The sequence below is a fragment of the Variovorax sp. LjRoot84 genome (assembly GCF_964254305.1).
Taxonomy (GTDB): Bacteria; Pseudomonadota; Gammaproteobacteria; order Burkholderiales; family Burkholderiaceae_C; genus Variovorax.
Map to the genome: position 1 here is coordinate 6,018,644 of NZ_CAXUTE020000001.1, position 14,682 is coordinate 6,033,325.

General features: G+C 68.1%; 16 protein-coding genes. 8 read left to right on the plus strand and 8 right to left on the minus strand.

The features are described from left to right. Nucleotides 1-42 precede the first annotated feature (42 nt). On the plus strand, nt 43-465 hold the full coding sequence (locus ACSQ9I_RS29665) for a CopG family transcriptional regulator (RefSeq protein ID WP_093108520.1): 423 nt from the start codon (nt 43-45) through the stop codon (nt 463-465). Nucleotides 466-490: 25 nt separating this feature from the next. After that, nucleotides 491-1,567 carry an extracellular catalytic domain type 1 short-chain-length polyhydroxyalkanoate depolymerase gene (locus tag ACSQ9I_RS29670; protein WP_436315545.1) on the plus strand — a complete coding sequence of 359 codons (1,077 nt, stop codon included), beginning with the start codon at nt 491-493 and terminating at the stop codon, nt 1,565-1,567. An 11-nt stretch (nt 1,568-1,578) separates the two neighbouring features. Here ACSQ9I_RS29670 and ACSQ9I_RS29675 read toward each other — a convergent pair whose 3' ends face one another. Next, nucleotides 1,579-2,211, minus strand: coding sequence for a response regulator (locus ACSQ9I_RS29675; protein ID WP_436315546.1), 633 nt, complete (start codon nt 2,209-2,211; stop codon nt 1,579-1,581). A 226-nt stretch (nt 2,212-2,437) separates the two neighbouring features. On the opposite strand from ACSQ9I_RS29675, the gene ACSQ9I_RS29680 reads away from it, so the two are divergent. The 3 genes from ACSQ9I_RS29680 (at nt 2,438) to ACSQ9I_RS29690 (ending at nt 4,964) form a co-directional block, all read left to right on the plus strand. Further along, nucleotides 2,438-3,256 (plus strand): SDR family NAD(P)-dependent oxidoreductase, encoded by an 819-nt coding sequence (locus tag ACSQ9I_RS29680; RefSeq protein ID WP_436315547.1) that lies wholly within the window; start codon nt 2,438-2,440, stop codon nt 3,254-3,256. Next, on the plus strand, nt 3,243-3,746 hold the full coding sequence (locus tag ACSQ9I_RS29685) for a CinA family protein (RefSeq protein ID WP_436315548.1): 504 nt from the start codon (nt 3,243-3,245) through the stop codon (nt 3,744-3,746). Before ACSQ9I_RS29680 ends, ACSQ9I_RS29685 begins: the two co-directional genes overlap by 14 nt. A gap of 231 nt (nt 3,747-3,977) precedes the next feature. After that, the gene (locus ACSQ9I_RS29690; RefSeq protein ID WP_436315549.1) at nt 3,978-4,964 is read left to right on the plus strand and encodes an SDR family oxidoreductase; all 987 of its coding nucleotides are present in this window, start codon (nt 3,978-3,980) and stop codon (nt 4,962-4,964) included. Here the strand turns inward: ACSQ9I_RS29690 and ACSQ9I_RS29695 are convergent. After that, nucleotides 4,939-6,099: a YihY/virulence factor BrkB family protein gene (locus ACSQ9I_RS29695; RefSeq protein ID WP_436315550.1), complete on the minus strand. Its 1,161-nt coding sequence runs from the start codon at nt 6,097-6,099 to the stop codon at nt 4,939-4,941. The two genes, ACSQ9I_RS29690 and ACSQ9I_RS29695, sit on opposite strands and share 26 nt — an antisense overlap. A 109-nt stretch (nt 6,100-6,208) precedes the next feature. Beyond that, on the minus strand, nt 6,209-7,111 hold the full coding sequence (locus tag ACSQ9I_RS29700; RefSeq protein WP_436315551.1) for a LysR family transcriptional regulator: 903 nt from the start codon (nt 7,109-7,111) through the stop codon (nt 6,209-6,211). A gap of 107 nt (nt 7,112-7,218) precedes the next feature. On the opposite strand from ACSQ9I_RS29700, the gene ACSQ9I_RS29705 reads away from it, so the two are divergent. Continuing rightward, nucleotides 7,219-7,977 (plus strand): SDR family oxidoreductase, encoded by a 759-nt coding sequence (locus ACSQ9I_RS29705; RefSeq protein WP_436315552.1) that lies wholly within the window; start codon nt 7,219-7,221, stop codon nt 7,975-7,977. Nucleotides 7,978-8,047: 70 nt separating this feature from the next. Here ACSQ9I_RS29705 and ACSQ9I_RS29710 read toward each other — a convergent pair whose 3' ends face one another. Beyond that, nucleotides 8,048-8,482, minus strand: a complete 435-nt coding sequence (locus ACSQ9I_RS29710) for a hypothetical protein (RefSeq protein WP_436315553.1) — start codon at nt 8,480-8,482, stop codon at nt 8,048-8,050. A 356-nt stretch (nt 8,483-8,838) separates the two neighbouring features. On the opposite strand from ACSQ9I_RS29710, the gene ACSQ9I_RS29715 reads away from it, so the two are divergent. Continuing rightward, the gene (locus ACSQ9I_RS29715; RefSeq protein ID WP_436315554.1) at nt 8,839-9,318 is read left to right on the plus strand and encodes an FKBP-type peptidyl-prolyl cis-trans isomerase; all 480 of its coding nucleotides are present in this window, start codon (nt 8,839-8,841) and stop codon (nt 9,316-9,318) included. Nucleotides 9,319-9,364: 46 nt separating this feature from the next. Here ACSQ9I_RS29715 and ACSQ9I_RS29720 read toward each other — a convergent pair whose 3' ends face one another. The 3 genes from ACSQ9I_RS29720 to ACSQ9I_RS29730 form a co-directional block, all read right to left on the minus strand. Then, on the minus strand, nt 9,365-9,565 hold the full coding sequence (locus tag ACSQ9I_RS29720) for a hypothetical protein (protein ID WP_436315555.1): 201 nt from the start codon (nt 9,563-9,565) through the stop codon (nt 9,365-9,367). A 162-nt stretch (nt 9,566-9,727) separates the two neighbouring features. After that, entirely contained in the window at nt 9,728-11,407 is a 1,680-nt protein-coding gene (locus tag ACSQ9I_RS29725) for an autotransporter domain-containing protein (RefSeq protein ID WP_436315556.1), read from the minus strand. 389 nt (nt 11,408-11,796) lie between these two features. Then, the gene (locus tag ACSQ9I_RS29730; protein WP_436315557.1) at nt 11,797-12,123 is read right to left on the minus strand and encodes a hypothetical protein; all 327 of its coding nucleotides are present in this window, start codon (nt 12,121-12,123) and stop codon (nt 11,797-11,799) included. Between the two features lie 230 nt (nt 12,124-12,353). On the opposite strand from ACSQ9I_RS29730, the gene ACSQ9I_RS29735 reads away from it, so the two are divergent. Then, a complete protein-coding gene (locus ACSQ9I_RS29735; RefSeq protein ID WP_436315854.1) occupies nt 12,354-13,427 on the plus strand; it encodes a pirin family protein in 1,074 nt (357 codons plus the stop codon). On the opposite strand, the gene ACSQ9I_RS29740 is transcribed toward ACSQ9I_RS29735, so the two are convergent. Beyond that, nucleotides 13,424-14,680: an extracellular catalytic domain type 1 short-chain-length polyhydroxyalkanoate depolymerase gene (locus ACSQ9I_RS29740; RefSeq protein WP_436315558.1), complete on the minus strand. Its 1,257-nt coding sequence runs from the start codon at nt 14,678-14,680 to the stop codon at nt 13,424-13,426. The two genes, ACSQ9I_RS29735 and ACSQ9I_RS29740, sit on opposite strands and share 4 nt — an antisense overlap. Nucleotides 14,681-14,682: the final 2 nt, after the last annotated feature.

A 14,682-nucleotide genomic window follows, 5' to 3' on the forward strand; every position in this document is an offset into this window, starting at 1 on the left:
GAAGATAAAAACCATCCACTTGGATGGTGCTAGGATGGCGCCATGCCACGAAAAAGCGCCACCCTGGCCTCCGCCGCAAAGCCAGTCGACGAAAAGATCACGATCAACGTGGGCTGCGTCGATCTCGGGCAAATCGACCTGCTGGTGCAGGAAGGCTTCTATGCCAACCGCACCGACCTGATCCGCACCGCGATCCGAAACCAGCTGGCCACGCAGATCGACGTGGTGCGCCAGGTCGTCTCGCGCAAAGCCCTGGTGCTTGGCATCCAGCACTACTCCGCTGCCGACCTGCAAGCCGTTCAAGCGGCCGGTGAGACCTTGCAAATCCGCGTGCTGGGACTGGCTGCGATCGCGCTCGACGTCACCCCTGCGCTGGCGCTGGCCACCATCGAGTCCATCACCGTGCTGGGGGCGCTGCACGCGAGTCCGGCCGTGAAGGCTGCGCTCGCCGGGCGCATCGGCTGAACCCCAACCCCTCTGAAAGACCAAGATGAACCCTGACTTCAAGCATCTGATGGCGGAAGCGAGCCGGCTGACCCGGGCGGGCGACCTTCACGCGGCAACCGCTGCGATCCAGGCCGCGCTGGGCCGCATGGGAGTCGCGCAGCCGACGATGAGCGAAATGCCGGACGTGATCGACGTCGAGGCCCGGCGAGTGCCTGAGCGTCGGCCGGCGGGCGTCGATCTGGAGGCGCCGGCCGCGTACGTCGATGTACCCGCTTCGGGCAGTTTTATCGCCGGCAGCTTTGCCGACGCAGCCGGCCGCCGCGACTACAAGCTCTTCGTCCCGCCGCAGGCCGGCGAACGCGCGCTGCCATTGGTCGTGATGCTTCATGGCTGCACCCAGGATCCCGACGATTTCGCCGCGGGCACGGCGATGAACGAGGCTGCGCTGGCGCAGGGCTTCTTCGTGCTGTATCCGGCGCAGTCGCGCCAGGCGAATCCACAGGGCTGCTGGAACTGGTTCAAGCACAGCCATCAGAAACGCGGCCGCGGCGAGCCCGCGCTCTTGGCGGGCATGACACGCGATGTGATGGCGCGTCACGCGATCGACCCCCAGCGCGTCTACGTCGCCGGGCTGTCGGCGGGCGGCGCGATGGCCGCGATCCTGGGTGAAGAGTATCCCGACCTGTTTGCGGCGGTCGGGGTCCACTCCGGTCTGGCAGCGGGTGTTGCATCCGACCTGCCGGCTGCTTTGATGGCGATGAAGGCCGGCGGCGCGATCCAGGGCGATGTGGCCAGCGGCGTGCCGACCATCGTCTTCCACGGCGATGCAGACGCCACCGTCCATGCGAACAACGGCGCTCAGGTCATGGCCGCCAGTGTGGGGAAAACGACCTCCGTCGACGTCGAACATGTGCAGAGCAACGGCAGCCGCGGCGCAACCCGGCATTCGCACCGCTCGGCCGACGGGCGCGTGGTGGCCGAACACTGGGTGGTCCATGGCGGCGCTCACGCGTGGTCGGGGGGCAGCGCCAAGGGTTCCTATACGGATGGCCGGGGCCCCGACGCCAGCGCCGAGATGCTGCGCTTCTTCTTCGAGCATCCGCGGCTGCCGGCGCACTGATCGCCGGGAGCTCAGTCGATCAACCGGTTCTTCAGCGCGTAGTACGTCAGGTCGCTGTTGGAGGAGAGATTCATCTTCTCCATCATGCGCGTGCGATAGGTACTCACGGTCTTCACCGACAGCGACAGGTGATTCGCGATGTTGCCCGCGGTCTCGCCCTTGGCCAGCTTGAGGAAGACCTGGAACTCGCGTTCCGACAGCTGCTCGTGCGACGCGGCGTCGTTCTTGCGATCGAGCTGGCGCGCCAGCAGTTCGGCCACGCCGGGCGTGATGTAGCGACGGCCCAGCGAGACGAGTCGGATCGCGTTCACGATCTCCATCGGCTCGCATTCCTTGTTGAGATAGCCGCTCGCGCCCTGGCGGATCAGGTTCATCGCGTAGTGCTCCTCGGGGTAGCCGCTCAAGACGAGGATGCCGACCCCCGGCGCCTTGGCGCGGATCATCGCGATGGCATCGATGCCGCTCTGTCCGGGCATGGAGAGATCCATGACGAGCACGTCGATCTCCGTGGTGCGCACCAGCTCGATCGCCTCGCGCCCGCTGGCGGCTTCGCCCGCCACGCGCAGGTCCACGTGCTGGGAAAAAAAGTTGCGCAGTCCCGTACGCACGATGGCGTGGTCGTCCACGATGCCGATCTTGATCATCCGATTGCTCCTCGCGGGCCTCGGGAAACGCTCGAGAAGTCAAGCGCGAGGCCCTGACGGAGGATGCGGTCCAGGCTCGGGCGCGCGCGTGAGGGCACCGCCCGCGCATGCGTAGGTCGAAGCGTCGGGTTTCCGGGCATCCCGAACCCGATGCCGTCCGACATCCGCATGCCCAGGCGCTGCGTAGCTTCCGGGACATCGCTCACTTCATCTCGAGGAATACGCCATGGAATCCTCAGACCCTCGCCCCCTCGCGCTCGTGACGGGCGCCTCTTCGGGCATCGGCCTCCATCTGGCCAAGCAGGCGGCGCAGAACGGCTTCGACCTCGTGATCGGCGCCGACGAGCCGCTCGAACAGGCCGCGGGCGAGTTGCGCATGCTGGGCGCCGAGGTGACCAGCGTGCAGGCGGACTTCGCGATGCGCGAGGGCGTCGACAAGCTGTTGCTCGCCGCCGGGGAGCGCAACATCGATGCGCTTTTCGCCAATGCGGGGCACGGCCTCGGCGGCGCCTTCCTCGACCAGGACTTCGCCGCGGTCCAGCACGTGATCCATACCAACATCACCGGCACCATCTACCTGCTGCAGCGCGTGGCGCACCACATGAAGGAGCGCGGCCAGGGCCGCATCCTGATCACCGGCTCGATCGCCGGCTTCCAGCCCGGCAGCTTCCAGGCCGTCTACAACGCCACCAAGGCCTTCATCGACTCCTTCTCCTTCGCGCTGCGCAATGAGCTCAAGGACACCGGCGTCACGGTGAGCTGCCTGATGCCGGGCGTGACCGACACCCACTTCTTCGCGCGCGCCCACATGCTCGACACCAAGCTGGCCCAGCAGGAGGACAAGGCCGACCCGGCCGAAGTGGCCAAGGTGGGCTTCGAGGCCATGATGAAAGGCGAGGCCGACGTGATCGCGGGCTGGAAGAACAAGATGCAGGCCGCGCTCGCCCATGTGACGCCGTCCGACACGCTGGCCGAGCAGCACCGCAAGCTGGCCCAACCCGGAAGCGCACGCGAGCCGGAGCGCGCCGGCCATGCCGAACGGTGACGGCACGGCAGCGGCCAAGGCCGCCGCGGAGTACCTCGAAGATCACGGCCTGGTGCTGGTGACGGCCGAGTCCTGCACCGCGGGCCTGATCGCCTCGCGCCTGGCCGAGGTGCCGGGTGCGGGCCAGGTGCTGGAGTCGGCCTTCGTGGTGTACGACCCCAAGGCCAAGCAGCGCTACCTGGGCGTGAGTGCCGGGACCATCGACCGCTACAACCTCACGAGCGAACCGGTGGCGCTGGAGATGGCCCGCGGCGCGCTCAAGCACAGCGACGCGAACCTGGCCATCGCCAACACCGGCGTGGCCGACGATGCCGACCCGGCGATCGGGCCCGGAACCCAGTGCTTCGCGTGGGCCTTCCGCGAAGGCAAGCGCACGCAGATTTTCACCGAGACGCAGCGCTTCATCGGCCGCCGCAACGAGATCCGCGAGGCCGCTGCGGACTACGCGCTGGAGCGCATCGCGCTCTACCACCGGCGCTTCAAGCACTGAAGAAGAAAGGCCCGCTTCCGCTCAGCCGACCGAAACGACCAGCAGCGCGAGCGAGGCGGCCGCCATCGCGGCCGTGGCGAGCCAGCCCAGCAGCTTCATCGCCCGGTGCCGCGCCGCGCTGTGGGACTTCGTCGAGTCTGCGCGGTGGACGCGGCCTTGGACGACAAGGTGCGGGACGGCTGCTGTCTACGGTGGTTTGCAGCAACCCCTCATCCGCAGGAGCACACAGCCATGACTTCTTCTTCAGATCCCGGCGATGTCGCCGTGCAACAGCGCAAGGTGCAGCGCGAACAGGACGCCAAGGACCGCGCCGCGCCCGACAAGCCCAAGAGCAAGAAGCCGGTGCAGGCCGGCCACCGCCCCGAGCCCGAGAACCCGATGCCGGCGCAGCATCTCAAGAAGCCCGGGCTCGAAGCGGAGATGGACCTGCAGCCGCGCTTCAAGGCCTCGGGCTACCTCGGCAGCGGCAAGCTCGACGGCATGGTGGCGCTGGTGACCGGCGGCGACTCGGGCATCGGCCGCGCGGTGGCGCTGCTGTATGCGCGCGAGGGCGCGGAGGTCGCGATCGTCTACCTCGATGAAGAGCAGGTCGATGCCGAGGAGACCAAGCGCTGCGTCGAGGCCGAGGGCAAGCACTGCGTGCTGATCCCCGGCGACGTGCGCGATCCGGCCTTCTGCAAGCGCGCGGTGGAAGAGACCGTGCAGGCCTTCGGCAAGCTCGACATCCTGGTCAACAACGCGGCCTTCCAGCTGCATGCGGCGAGCATCGAGGACATCACCGACGAACGCCTCGACCTCACCTTCAAGACCAACATCTACGGCTACTTCCAGATGGCGCGCGCCGCGGTCCCGCATCTGCGCAAGGGCGGATCGATCATCAACTCCGGCTCCGTCACCGGACTCGAAGGCAGCCCGCAGCTGCTGGACTACGCCACCACCAAGGGCGCGATCCATGCCTTCACCAAGTCGCTGGCGAGCAACCTGCTGGACCGCGGCATCCGCGTCAACGCGATCGCGCCCGGCCCTGTGTGGACGCCGCTGAACCCCTCCGATCGACCGGCCGAGGAGGTGCAGGAGTTCGGCAAGCACACCGACATGAAGCGGCCCGCGCAGCCCGAAGAGATGTCGCCGGCTTACGTGTTCCTCGCGGCACCGTGCTGCGCGAGCTACATCACGGGCATCGTGCTGCCGATCACCGGGAGCGTGGGCGCGGTTTAGTGTGCGGCCGCACATTGGCGCGGCGCTGGCGCCGGTACCAGCGCGAGGCCAGCACGTTGCCGAGCGTCACGGCGCCGAGCAGCAGCAGCTGGCGGATCAGCACGGCGCTGGCGCGCGCCACGCGCCGGTCGATCTCCGCCTGCGCAGCGGCCGTGCGGCCCAGCCCCGAATAGTCGGGCGGCGGCGGCGGCGTTTCGACCGATGCCACCGCCGCGCTGCCGTCCACGCGATCGGTGCCGGCCGCGTCCTCGGCCGCACTCACCTCGGTGGCCGCCACCGCCTTGACGCCCGAGACGGAACCATGCTCGTTGGCATAGACCTTGGTGAACTCGGCGCCCAGCAGGAAGATCTGCGCCGCGTAGTAGACCCAGGCCACCAGCACCACCAGCGAGCCCGCCGCGGCGAAGGATTCGTTGACGCCGCTCTTGCCGAGATAGAGCCCGATCGCGAGCTTGCCGAGCTCGAACAGCACGGCCGTGACGCCGGCGCCGATCCAGACGTCGCGCCACTCGATGCGTGCCGTGGGCATGAGCTTGAAGATCATTGCGAACAGCACGGTGACGATGCCCAGCGAAATCAGGATGTTGAGCGACTGCAGCATCAGCTCCCAGCCCGACACCAGGCCGCCGAACCAGCTGCCGAAGGCGGCCAGCGCCGCGCTCACCAGCAGCGACACCATCAGCAGGAAGGCCAGTCCCAGAATCAGGCCGAAGGACAGCAGCCGCGCGCGCAGCACGGCCCACACGCCCGAAGGTTTTTCTCTTTCGGGCACGTGCCAGATGCGGTCCAGCGCGCTCTGCAGTTCGGCGAAGACGGTGGTGGCGCCGATCAGCAGCACGACCATGCTGATCAGGCCGGCGACCAGCCCCTTGCCGGGCTCGTCGACGCTGCGCAGCAGCGACTCCACCGCGACGGCGCCCTCGCGCCCCACCAGCCCCGAGACCTGCGCCACGATCTGGCCTTGCGCCGCCTCGCGCCCGAAGAGCGCGCCGGCGATCGCGATGACGATCACCAGCAAGGGCGCCAGCGAGAAGATCGTGTAGTAGGAGATGGCCGCGCCCATGCTCGGCGCGTAGTCGTCGACCCAGGCCACGACGGCCTTGCGGCACAGGTCGAAGAGCTGCTTGGCTTTCATGGCGCGCGACTGTTGTGGTGGACGCAATGTCTTTCTCCGCGCGCCAATGCGCCATGCGCCAAGCTTGCGACTTGGAGTAGGCGGCGGCTCACGCCCCGCGCCGTCGGCGCTAGTGCTTCGACACGCCGCCCAGCACCCGCACCAGCTCGTCGTACACCAGCCGCACCCGCGCCGGCACCGGCGAACGCTGCACGCGGTAGACGTAGACCGGCCAGGGCTCCGGCGCCTCGGCATCGAGCACCGGCACCAGCGCGCCCGACTGCAGCCCCGGCCCGGCCAGCGGCGCGACGAGTTGGCTGAAACCCAGGCCGGCCAGCACGGCGGCGCATTCGGCGTCGGTGTCGTCGGTGACGAAGGCGGGCGCCGACACCGTCATTTGCCGCCCCCTGCTGAAGGGCCAGGGCCACGGGCGGCCGGAGCTGCGGTCGATCAGCGCCGTGAGCGGCAGGCGCGCGAGTTCGTCGATGCTTTGCGGCACGCCCGTGCGCGCGATGAGCGAAGGCGCCGCGACCACCCGCAGCGCCATCCTGCCGACCGGCTTGGCGACGAAGCGGCTGTCGCGCAAGGGGCCGGCGCGCACGCCGACATCGATTTGCTGGCCCACCACGTCGGCCAGCTGCTCCGAGAGACGCAGGTCCAGCGTGAGGCCCGGATGCGCTGCCAGCATCGGCGCCAGCGCCTGCGGGATCAGCCGGCGGCCGAGCACGCTGGGCGCCGCCACGCGCACCGTACCCGCGTGCTGCGACAACGCACGGCGATCGATGCGATGAAAGAGCTGGTCGACGCCGCCGACCGCTGCACGTGCGCGCTCGGCCAGCTGGCGGCCGAAGTCGGTGAGCTGCACGCCGCGCGTGCTGCGGTGGAACAGCGGCTCGCCCAGCTCCTCTTCGAGCTCGCGCACCGCGCGCGTCACCACCTGCGGCGAGACCGACAGCCGGATCGCCGCATCGCGGAAGTTCGCGGCATCGGCGGCGGTGCAGAACACGCGCAGGGCTTCGAGACGGTTGGACATGGAGTGTTCCGGATTGGCGAATTCTGAACTCGCCAGAGTTTCATTTACGGGAACGCCCGGATTTTCCACACTGAGGGCGTCTGTTCAACCCACCAAAGGAAAGCACCATGACATCCGTTCAAGACAACATCCAAGGCAAGGTCGCCATCGTCACCGGCGCGAGCAGCGGGCTCGGCGAATCGACGGCGCGCCACCTGGCCGCACGCGGCGCCAGGGTCGTGCTCGCGGCACGCCGCACCGACCGGCTCGAGCAGGTCGTCGCCGAGATCCGCGAAGCCGGCGGCGAGGCCATCGCGGTCGCGACCGACGTGGCGAAGCACGCCGACCTCGAGAAGCTGGCCGCCAAGACCATCGAAGCCTTCGGCCGCATCGACGTGCTGGTCAACAACGCCGGCGTGATGCCGCTGTCGCCGCTGGACAAGCTCAAGGTCGACGAATGGGACCGCACCATCGACGTCAACATCAAGGGCGTGCTCTACGGCATCGCGGCCGTGCTGCCGCGCATGAAGGCGCAGGGCAGCGGCCACATCGTCAACGTCGCCTCGATCGCGGGGCTGAAGGTGTTCACGCCCATCGGCACGGTGTACAGCGCGACCAAGCATGCGGTGCGGGCGATCTCCGAAGGCTTGCGCGTCGAAGTCGGCAACAGCGGCGTGCGCGTGACCATCGTGTCGCCCGGTGCCGTCGAGTCGGAACTCAAGCACGGCAGCAGCGACCCCGAGAGCGCGGCGGGCGTGAAGGCCTTCTACGACGCGAACCAGATTCCGGCGGATTCGGTGGCGCGCGCGGTGGTCTATGCGGTCGAGCAGCCGGCCAACGTGGACATCAACGAGGTGGTGCTGCGGCCGGTGTCGCAGGAGTTCTGAGCTTCTCGCCGGCATCAAGAAAAAAGCCCCAGGCCGCAAGGACCTGGGGCTTTCGCCAGTGGAGAACCGATCAGTCGAGCAGGTTCAGCTGCAGGTATCCGCCAGTGGTCACGTTGGATGCTCCCACGATCGTGAAGAGCTTCGTGTTGTAGGTCGCGAAGTAGGTGGAACCCGTGCCATCCGGGAACTGGCGCATGCCGGCAGGACCGAAGGCGCCCATGCCGCCATAGGTGTTGGCGTGCGCGGCCGTCGTTCCGTCGGCGTTGATCACGCTTCGGGTGTTGCCCGTCGCCGTCATGTTGATGCTGGCCCAGCTTCCCTTGGTCGCATCGCCGCTTGCCGCGGCGACGCGAAGTCCGTCGAGATGCGTCGTGGCCACGGGAGCGTGCCGCGGCGGCTCCGCGCGCGGCAAGGCCAGCACCGCCGCGGCCGAAAGGGCCAGCGCAAGACCGACGGCCGCCAAGGTCCTGACGGGACGCGCACGAAGAGCATGCGTTGCGTTCATGACGGCTTCCCTTTCGCTGCGGGGTGTTGGCATCGCGCTTTGGAGCGACGCGCGATGGAATGAATTTTTCTCGTCCGCAGGAGGGCTGGGAATCGCGTCTATGCGCTATCGCCAACGATCTCGCGCGCGGCTAACCGTCAGCGGCCCGTGCGGAGAATGGCCCAGGGGCAGGCCGCGATGCCCCTCGACAGGCATCCAGAACGCACGGCTCACATGCGCGCAGCAAATATGTACGGCTCAAGTCGGCAACTGCGATCAGACGCCGTGACCACGCCTGCCGGCACCAACGAGCATCACCCGATCAAGGTGAACGAAAATCTGCCCACCTTGCACTCGGCTCGCAGCACAAACTTCTCATGAAAATCCAGAAAGACTCCGTCGTCACCCTCCGCTACAAAGTAGCCGACGCCACCACCAACAAGCTCATCGAAGAGAGCCGCGACCCCATGGTCTATCTGCATGGCGGGTACGACAACACCTTTCCCAAGGTCGAGGCTGCGCTGGAGGGCAAGGAGGCCGGCTTCCAGACCACGCTGAACCTGCAGCCCGAAGATGCCTTCGGTGTGCGTGACGAATCACTGGTGCGCACCATCTCGAAAGCCGACTTCCCGCCGGGCGTCAAAGTGGGCGGCCAGCTCGAAGGCCGCAACGACAAGGGCGAGCCGCAGGTCTTCACCGTGATGAAGATCAAGGGCCCGCAGGTGATCCTCGACGGCAACCACCCGCTCGCGGGCAAGGCGCTCAAGTTCAGCGCGACGGTGGCCGGCGTGCGCGCCGCGACCGAGGAAGAGATTGCCCATCGCCATGTGCATGGCGAGCACGGGCACCGTCACTGAAGCGCGTCGCTCCTCGGCGCATCGCCGAAGTGCTTCACTCCGGGAGCTAGCGCGCTCTCGGATTCGGATCGATCCAGAGTTTCGACAATCCCGCCGCCACGCTTTCGCGGCTCTGCGGCGTCCCGGCGCTCGCGGCCTCATCCGCTGCGGCCATGCCGTTCTCCATCGTTTCTGCCTCCGTCGGCTGCGTGCTCACGGTCGGCATGACTGTGGGGTCGATGTCGGGGGGTGGGATGGCGATGGGCATGGCGTGACTCCTTTGCATTGATCGCAAAGTAGTCCTCGCCCGCCTGCGCGACCTGTAGGAAGCCGCCGTGGTCAGAACGGGCGGCCATCCTGGCTTCGTGTCAGACCCACCAGCGCCCGGCTGCCAGCGCAGCTCTTCCGCGTGCTGGACCACAGCCTCGCTCTAAAAGCTCACGCGCAGGCCGATGGTGCCCTGAACCGACGACTTCACCCGGGCGTCGCCGCCGGCGCTGGAGATGCGCCCGACCTCGCCGTACACGGTGGTCGCAGGTGTCAGCGCCAGCGAAAGGCCGGCCGCCACTTCCGTCGCGGTGTAGCCGCTCGCACCGGAGATGACGGTGCTGCCGGTGGTGCCGACGAAGGTCGCCACGTCGGTGCCTGAACTGGCACGGTAGACGCTGAAGCGCGCATAGGGCTGCAGCCGGCCCGCGCCGGTGGGGATGTCGCCCTTGATGCGCACGCCCATCCGGCCGATCCAGCCTGCTTTGGTGTCCTGATGGACTTGCGCGCCGGCGATCGACACGTCGTCGAAACGTGTTCTTTGGCGGATGAGCTGTGCCTGCGGCTCGATGCTCCAGCTCTCGGTCAAGGCGAAGGACTTGCCGGTTTCTATCGATGCCGAGAAGCTGCGCGCCTTGCCCGACACCGTGAGACCGCCGTCGGGCCGCACGCTGTAGCGGTGCCTGCCGGCTTGCAGCACGGCATCGACATACCAGCCGCTCGCATCGCGCCAGGTGGCATAGCCGCCGAGGTAGCGCGACTGGAGATCGGTGTTGCCGACTCTGCCGAAGGTGCCGCGCGCGTTGCCGTTCACGTCGACGTCCCCATCCAGCGAGCCGACGTAGAGGCCGGCGCGCCAGTTGTTGCCGGTCAGGAGGTCGGCGCCTGCCTGCAGGCCGCTCACTTGGCCCCGGCTGTGCGGGGCGACGCTGCCGTGCTGGCGGATGTCGAGGTCGGTGTAGACGGCATGCACCCAGACATCGCGGTTGGGCCCCGAATCGCCGACCCGGCGGTTCAGGTTGCCCAGCATCGCGAGATCCGCTTGGCGAAGTTGCGCCGGGAGGGCGGAGAAGAGCGCCATTTCGTTCCGATAGGCGGGTGCGACAGGGGCAGGCGCGATGGCCTTCTTGTCGGGCTCTGCGGCCGCCGCGGCCGCCGGCTCGCCCTCGGCGGCCGCCGCTGGGGCTTCTGCTGAGGGTGCCGGTGCAGGTGCCGGTGCCGGTGCAGGCGCCGGTGCCGGTGCCGGTGCCGGTGCAGGCGCCGGTGCCGGTGCAGGTGCAGGTGCAGGTGCCGGTGCCGGTGCCGGTGCAGGTGCCGGTGCAGGCGCAGGTGCCGGCGCAGGCGCCGGTGCTGGTGCCGGTGCCGGTGCAGGTGCAGGTGCTGGTGCCGGTGCCGGTGCCGGTGCCGGTGCTGGTGCTGGTGCTGGTGCTGGTGCTGGTGCTGGTGCCGGTGCAGGTGCAGGTGCTGGTGCTGGTGCTGGTGCTGGTGCTGGTGCTGGTGCTGGTGCTGGTGCTGGTGCTGGTGCTGGTGCTGGTGCTGGTGCCGGTGCCGGTGCCGGTGCCGGTGCAGGTGCAGGTGCAGGCGCAGGTGTCGAGCACTTGGCGTTGCCGACATCCTTGTCGTTGCCGCAGTTCGCCGCCGACGCGGTACCTGCGAAGGCGAGAAGCGCCACCGCCACACAAGCCTGCAGCCCCTTGGCCCGCGCAAACTCAGGCGCTTGGAGTTGCAAATCGGGAACCGGGGTGCCGGTCGCCGCCGACTTGCCGACGCCTGTTGCCAGCTCCGATGCCACGGCCCAAAGACCCTTGGCGGCATTCCAAATGATCCTGAAAACGCGGTTCATATCGTCTCCTCCATCCCCCGCTGAAGCGGTAATTGAATACTTTTGACTTTAGTACCGAGGTATTCAATTTCTAAGGAAGGAGTTCACACAATCGGTTACAGAACCGTGTCTTGGCGTCGAAAATGCTATGGTTTGGATAGCAACCAGGGCTGATCCCACGAGCATTCGTGAGATTTTTCACATTGCGAAGGGTGGCGCGCACCCCTGGAGGGGCGGCAAGAAGGGCCGGGAATGAAACCGAGCGCTCGGCCACGCGAGCGCCGCCCAAGGCGCCGGCCTGGGTGCTATGAGATCAGGCGAAAGCCGGCGTCAGACGCGCTTCGCTGACGCCGGCAAGGGTCAGGTTGTCGTCGCGCGGCTGTTTGGAGCCGGGCGCAAACCGGCGGTTGTCAGACCCACCAGCGCCCGGCTGCCAGCGCGGCGGCCAGGGCGATGGGGCTGGTGCTCTCGGTGGCACACCAGGCGAGCTGCGACACCTCGCCGCCGCCGGGCACGCTGGACGCAGCCATCAGCGCGAAGGTGCAGATGCCAAGGGCGTAGTAGCCCATCACGGCGAGGAAGGGGACGGCAAAGCCCATCACGGGGCCGCGCGCCTCGCGCTTGGCGGCGGCCAGGCTCGGCAGCGGCACTTCGGCATGCTGCTTGGCAGCGGTCCCCTTTGCGGGCTGCTCGCGCATCTCGAAATAGCTGTGTTGCAGTTGCTGTTCGGTGTTCATGCACGTCGTTGTTGTTTGTGAGGATCGATGGCTCCGCCGCGCGAATTGTGAACGGATCGGCGTAGCGTCCATCCAACGAACAGCCGGGATTTTCCCCTTCTGTTGTTCCGCAGATGGTGCGACTGCGTTCCACCGGCCGCACTTCAGGAACAGGGCGCCACCCCCACATGTGAGGGATCGCTCCTCTCGCATCGAACAGAATGAGCGCCCCGCAAGAAAGCACGCACGCCATGACCGCCACCGCCACTGCCACTGTCACCACCAGCCCCATCGTCCAGATCAAGGCCCTCGGCTTCCCGTGGGAGACCATCGACCCCTTCCTGTTCTGCGCCTACCACGACGACGCCTATCCCAAGGCCAACGCGCAGATGGGGCCCGATGCCTCGCTGGCCGGGCGCGACCTGGGCCAGGACTTCAGCCGCAAGGACGGCTGGAGCATGTACCACGGCAACCCCGTGCCGGGCTTCCCGGGGCATCCGCACCGCGGCTTCGAGACGGTGACCATCGTGCGCAAGGGGCTGATCGATCATTCCGATTCGCTCGGCGCGACCGCGCGCTTCGGCGGCGGCGATGTGCAGTGGCTCACGGCCGGCAAGGGCGTCGTGCATTCGGAGATGTTCCCGCTGCTCGATGCTTCCGCGCCCAACCCGCTGGAGCTGTTCCAGATCTGGCTCAACCTGCCGGCGCGCAACAAGATGGTCGAGCCGCATTTCACGATGTTCTGGGCCGAAGACATCCCGCGCTTCACCGCGATGGATGCCGACGGCCATGCGACCGAGGTCGCGGTCGTCGCGGGCCGTGTCGCGCCGGTGGACGGCGAGCCAGGCGCCGGCGGGCCGCTGGCGCCGCCGCCCGATTCGTGGGCCGCAGAGGCCGATGCGGACATCGCGATCTGGACGATCCGCATGGAACCCCATGCCTGCTGGATGCTGCCTGCCGCGGACGGCGAGGACACGCGGCGCAACCTGTATTTCTTCAAGGGCCGCTCGGTCAGCGTGGCGGGCCGGAAGATCGAGAACCACGCCGCCATCGAGCTGCGCGCCGACGCCAGGGTGGAGCTGATCAACGGCGACGAGCCGAGCGAGTTCCTGCTGCTGCAGGGCCGCCCGATCGGCGAGCCGGTGGCGCAGTACGGCCCCTTCGTGATGAACACGCAGACCGAGATCGCGCAAGCCATGGCCGACTACCGCCGCACGCAGTTCGGCGGCTGGCCCTGGCCCGACATGGCACCGGTGCACGGGCGCGATCCGGCGCGCTTTGCGCGGCATCCAGACGGGCGCGAAGAGAAGCCGCTGGAGTCTTAGCAACCCGCCGGCGGCTGCACGAACCAGCGCCCGCCTGCCCCTTGGTGCAGGTCCACGCGCGTAAAGAAGAAATCCCAGGCGAAGCCGATGTCGCGCATGTCGCCGGTCGAGATCGCGCGCAGGCTGAAGAGGCCGCCGGCTGTCGCGCGGCCCGCCGAGACGTGGGCGCCCGGCGCAGCGCTCACGGTGTTGCAGCTCGGGGGCGGTGGCGGTGGGGGTGGCGGCCCGCTGGTATCGGCCGCATGGCGCGAGAAGAAGTCCCAGACGATGTCGGGATAGCTCGGCCCGCGCTGCAAGACCCATCGGCCGTCGCGGCCGTTCTGGCCGCCGATCCAGTAGTGGCCGTGGTCGGTGTCGCCGGGGTCGGGCGTGACCGTAGGACCGTTGTAGAACACGGTCTCGACCAGCGAGCGGCTGCCCGGCTGGGCGTCGACGGTGTAGAAGACCTGCTGGCAGTTGTAGTCGGAGCCGTTGACCGGGGTGCAGGCACGCTCCCGCGCCTGTGCTTCGGGCGGGCTGTTGTGCAAGGCGTCGCCGTTGAGCAGCAGCTGCGCATCGCGCATGTTGCGGCCGGCGGGCTGGATCACGGTGCAGTCCTGGTTGTTCTGCAACACCATCAATGGGATCGGGTAGCTCGCATTGCGCTCGCGCTGCATGTCGGCCACCACCTGGCTCACGGCATGAAAAGTGGCGCTGCCGGGGCAGCCCGAGAAGGACACCGAGGCCGCGTCCTCGCCATAGGGCAGGCCCGAGGCGCTGGCCGCGGCCGCGAAGTACTCGTTGTGCGTGACCGAGAGCACCACCGCCATGGCGCCGCCCGATGAGAGCCCGGTGATGTAGCGCCGCTTCGGGTCGATGCCGAAGCGCGATTCGACCTGCCGCGCGATCTGGTGCAGGTCTTCGGGCTCGCCGCGGCCCTGGTGGCGGTGCTGGTCGAGCCAGAAGCCCCAGCAGTTGGTGTTGCGCAGCCCGTCGTAGCTGGTGATGAAGGGCGCGACGAGGACGAAGCGGAAGCGGTCCGCGGCCGCCACCAGGCCCCAGTCGCGCAGCACGTCGTCATGCGTCTGCTGGCAGCCGTGCAGCGCCATCACCATCGGCGCCGGGGCCGTGAGGCCGTCCGGCACATAGACCTTGTATTGCCGCTCGCGCGAGCCCGAATAGCTTTGCGGGGATAGCGTGAAGGCGCTGGTGGTGCCGGCCTCGGCCTGCAGCGCGGCGAGCAACAGCAGGAGGGCGGCGGCGACCCAGCGCATTC

What these genes read in the sequence shown, in the direction of transcription:
- ACSQ9I_RS29735 (WP_436315854.1), top strand. Translation starts at nt 12,354, where the DNA reads ATGACCGCCACCGCCACTGCCACTGTCACCACCAGCCCCATCGTCCAG.
- ACSQ9I_RS29670 (WP_436315545.1), top strand. Translation starts at nt 491, where the DNA reads ATGAACCCTGACTTCAAGCATCTGATGGCGGAAGCGAGCCGGCTGACC.
- ACSQ9I_RS29715 (WP_436315554.1), top strand. Translation starts at nt 8,839, where the DNA reads ATGAAAATCCAGAAAGACTCCGTCGTCACCCTCCGCTACAAAGTAGCC.
- ACSQ9I_RS29675 (WP_436315546.1), bottom strand. Translation starts at nt 2,211, where the DNA reads ATGATCAAGATCGGCATCGTGGACGACCACGCCATCGTGCGTACGGGA.
- ACSQ9I_RS29690 (WP_436315549.1), top strand. Translation starts at nt 3,978, where the DNA reads ATGACTTCTTCTTCAGATCCCGGCGATGTCGCCGTGCAACAGCGCAAG.
- ACSQ9I_RS29725 (WP_436315556.1), bottom strand. Translation starts at nt 11,407, where the DNA reads ATGAACCGCGTTTTCAGGATCATTTGGAATGCCGCCAAGGGTCTTTGG.
- ACSQ9I_RS29710 (WP_436315553.1), bottom strand. Translation starts at nt 8,482, where the DNA reads ATGAACGCAACGCATGCTCTTCGTGCGCGTCCCGTCAGGACCTTGGCG.
- ACSQ9I_RS29720 (WP_436315555.1), bottom strand. Translation starts at nt 9,565, where the DNA reads ATGCCCATCGCCATCCCACCCCCCGACATCGACCCCACAGTCATGCCG.
- ACSQ9I_RS29695 (WP_436315550.1), bottom strand. Translation starts at nt 6,099, where the DNA reads ATGAAAGCCAAGCAGCTCTTCGACCTGTGCCGCAAGGCCGTCGTGGCC.
- ACSQ9I_RS29730 (WP_436315557.1), bottom strand. Translation starts at nt 12,123, where the DNA reads ATGAACACCGAACAGCAACTGCAACACAGCTATTTCGAGATGCGCGAG.
- ACSQ9I_RS29705 (WP_436315552.1), top strand. Translation starts at nt 7,219, where the DNA reads ATGACATCCGTTCAAGACAACATCCAAGGCAAGGTCGCCATCGTCACC.
- ACSQ9I_RS29685 (WP_436315548.1), top strand. Translation starts at nt 3,243, where the DNA reads ATGCCGAACGGTGACGGCACGGCAGCGGCCAAGGCCGCCGCGGAGTAC.
- ACSQ9I_RS29740 (WP_436315558.1), bottom strand. Translation starts at nt 14,680, where the DNA reads ATGCGCTGGGTCGCCGCCGCCCTCCTGCTGTTGCTCGCCGCGCTGCAG.
- ACSQ9I_RS29680 (WP_436315547.1), top strand. Translation starts at nt 2,438, where the DNA reads ATGGAATCCTCAGACCCTCGCCCCCTCGCGCTCGTGACGGGCGCCTCT.
- ACSQ9I_RS29665 (WP_093108520.1), top strand. Translation starts at nt 43, where the DNA reads ATGCCACGAAAAAGCGCCACCCTGGCCTCCGCCGCAAAGCCAGTCGAC.
- ACSQ9I_RS29700 (WP_436315551.1), bottom strand. Translation starts at nt 7,111, where the DNA reads ATGTCCAACCGTCTCGAAGCCCTGCGCGTGTTCTGCACCGCCGCCGAT.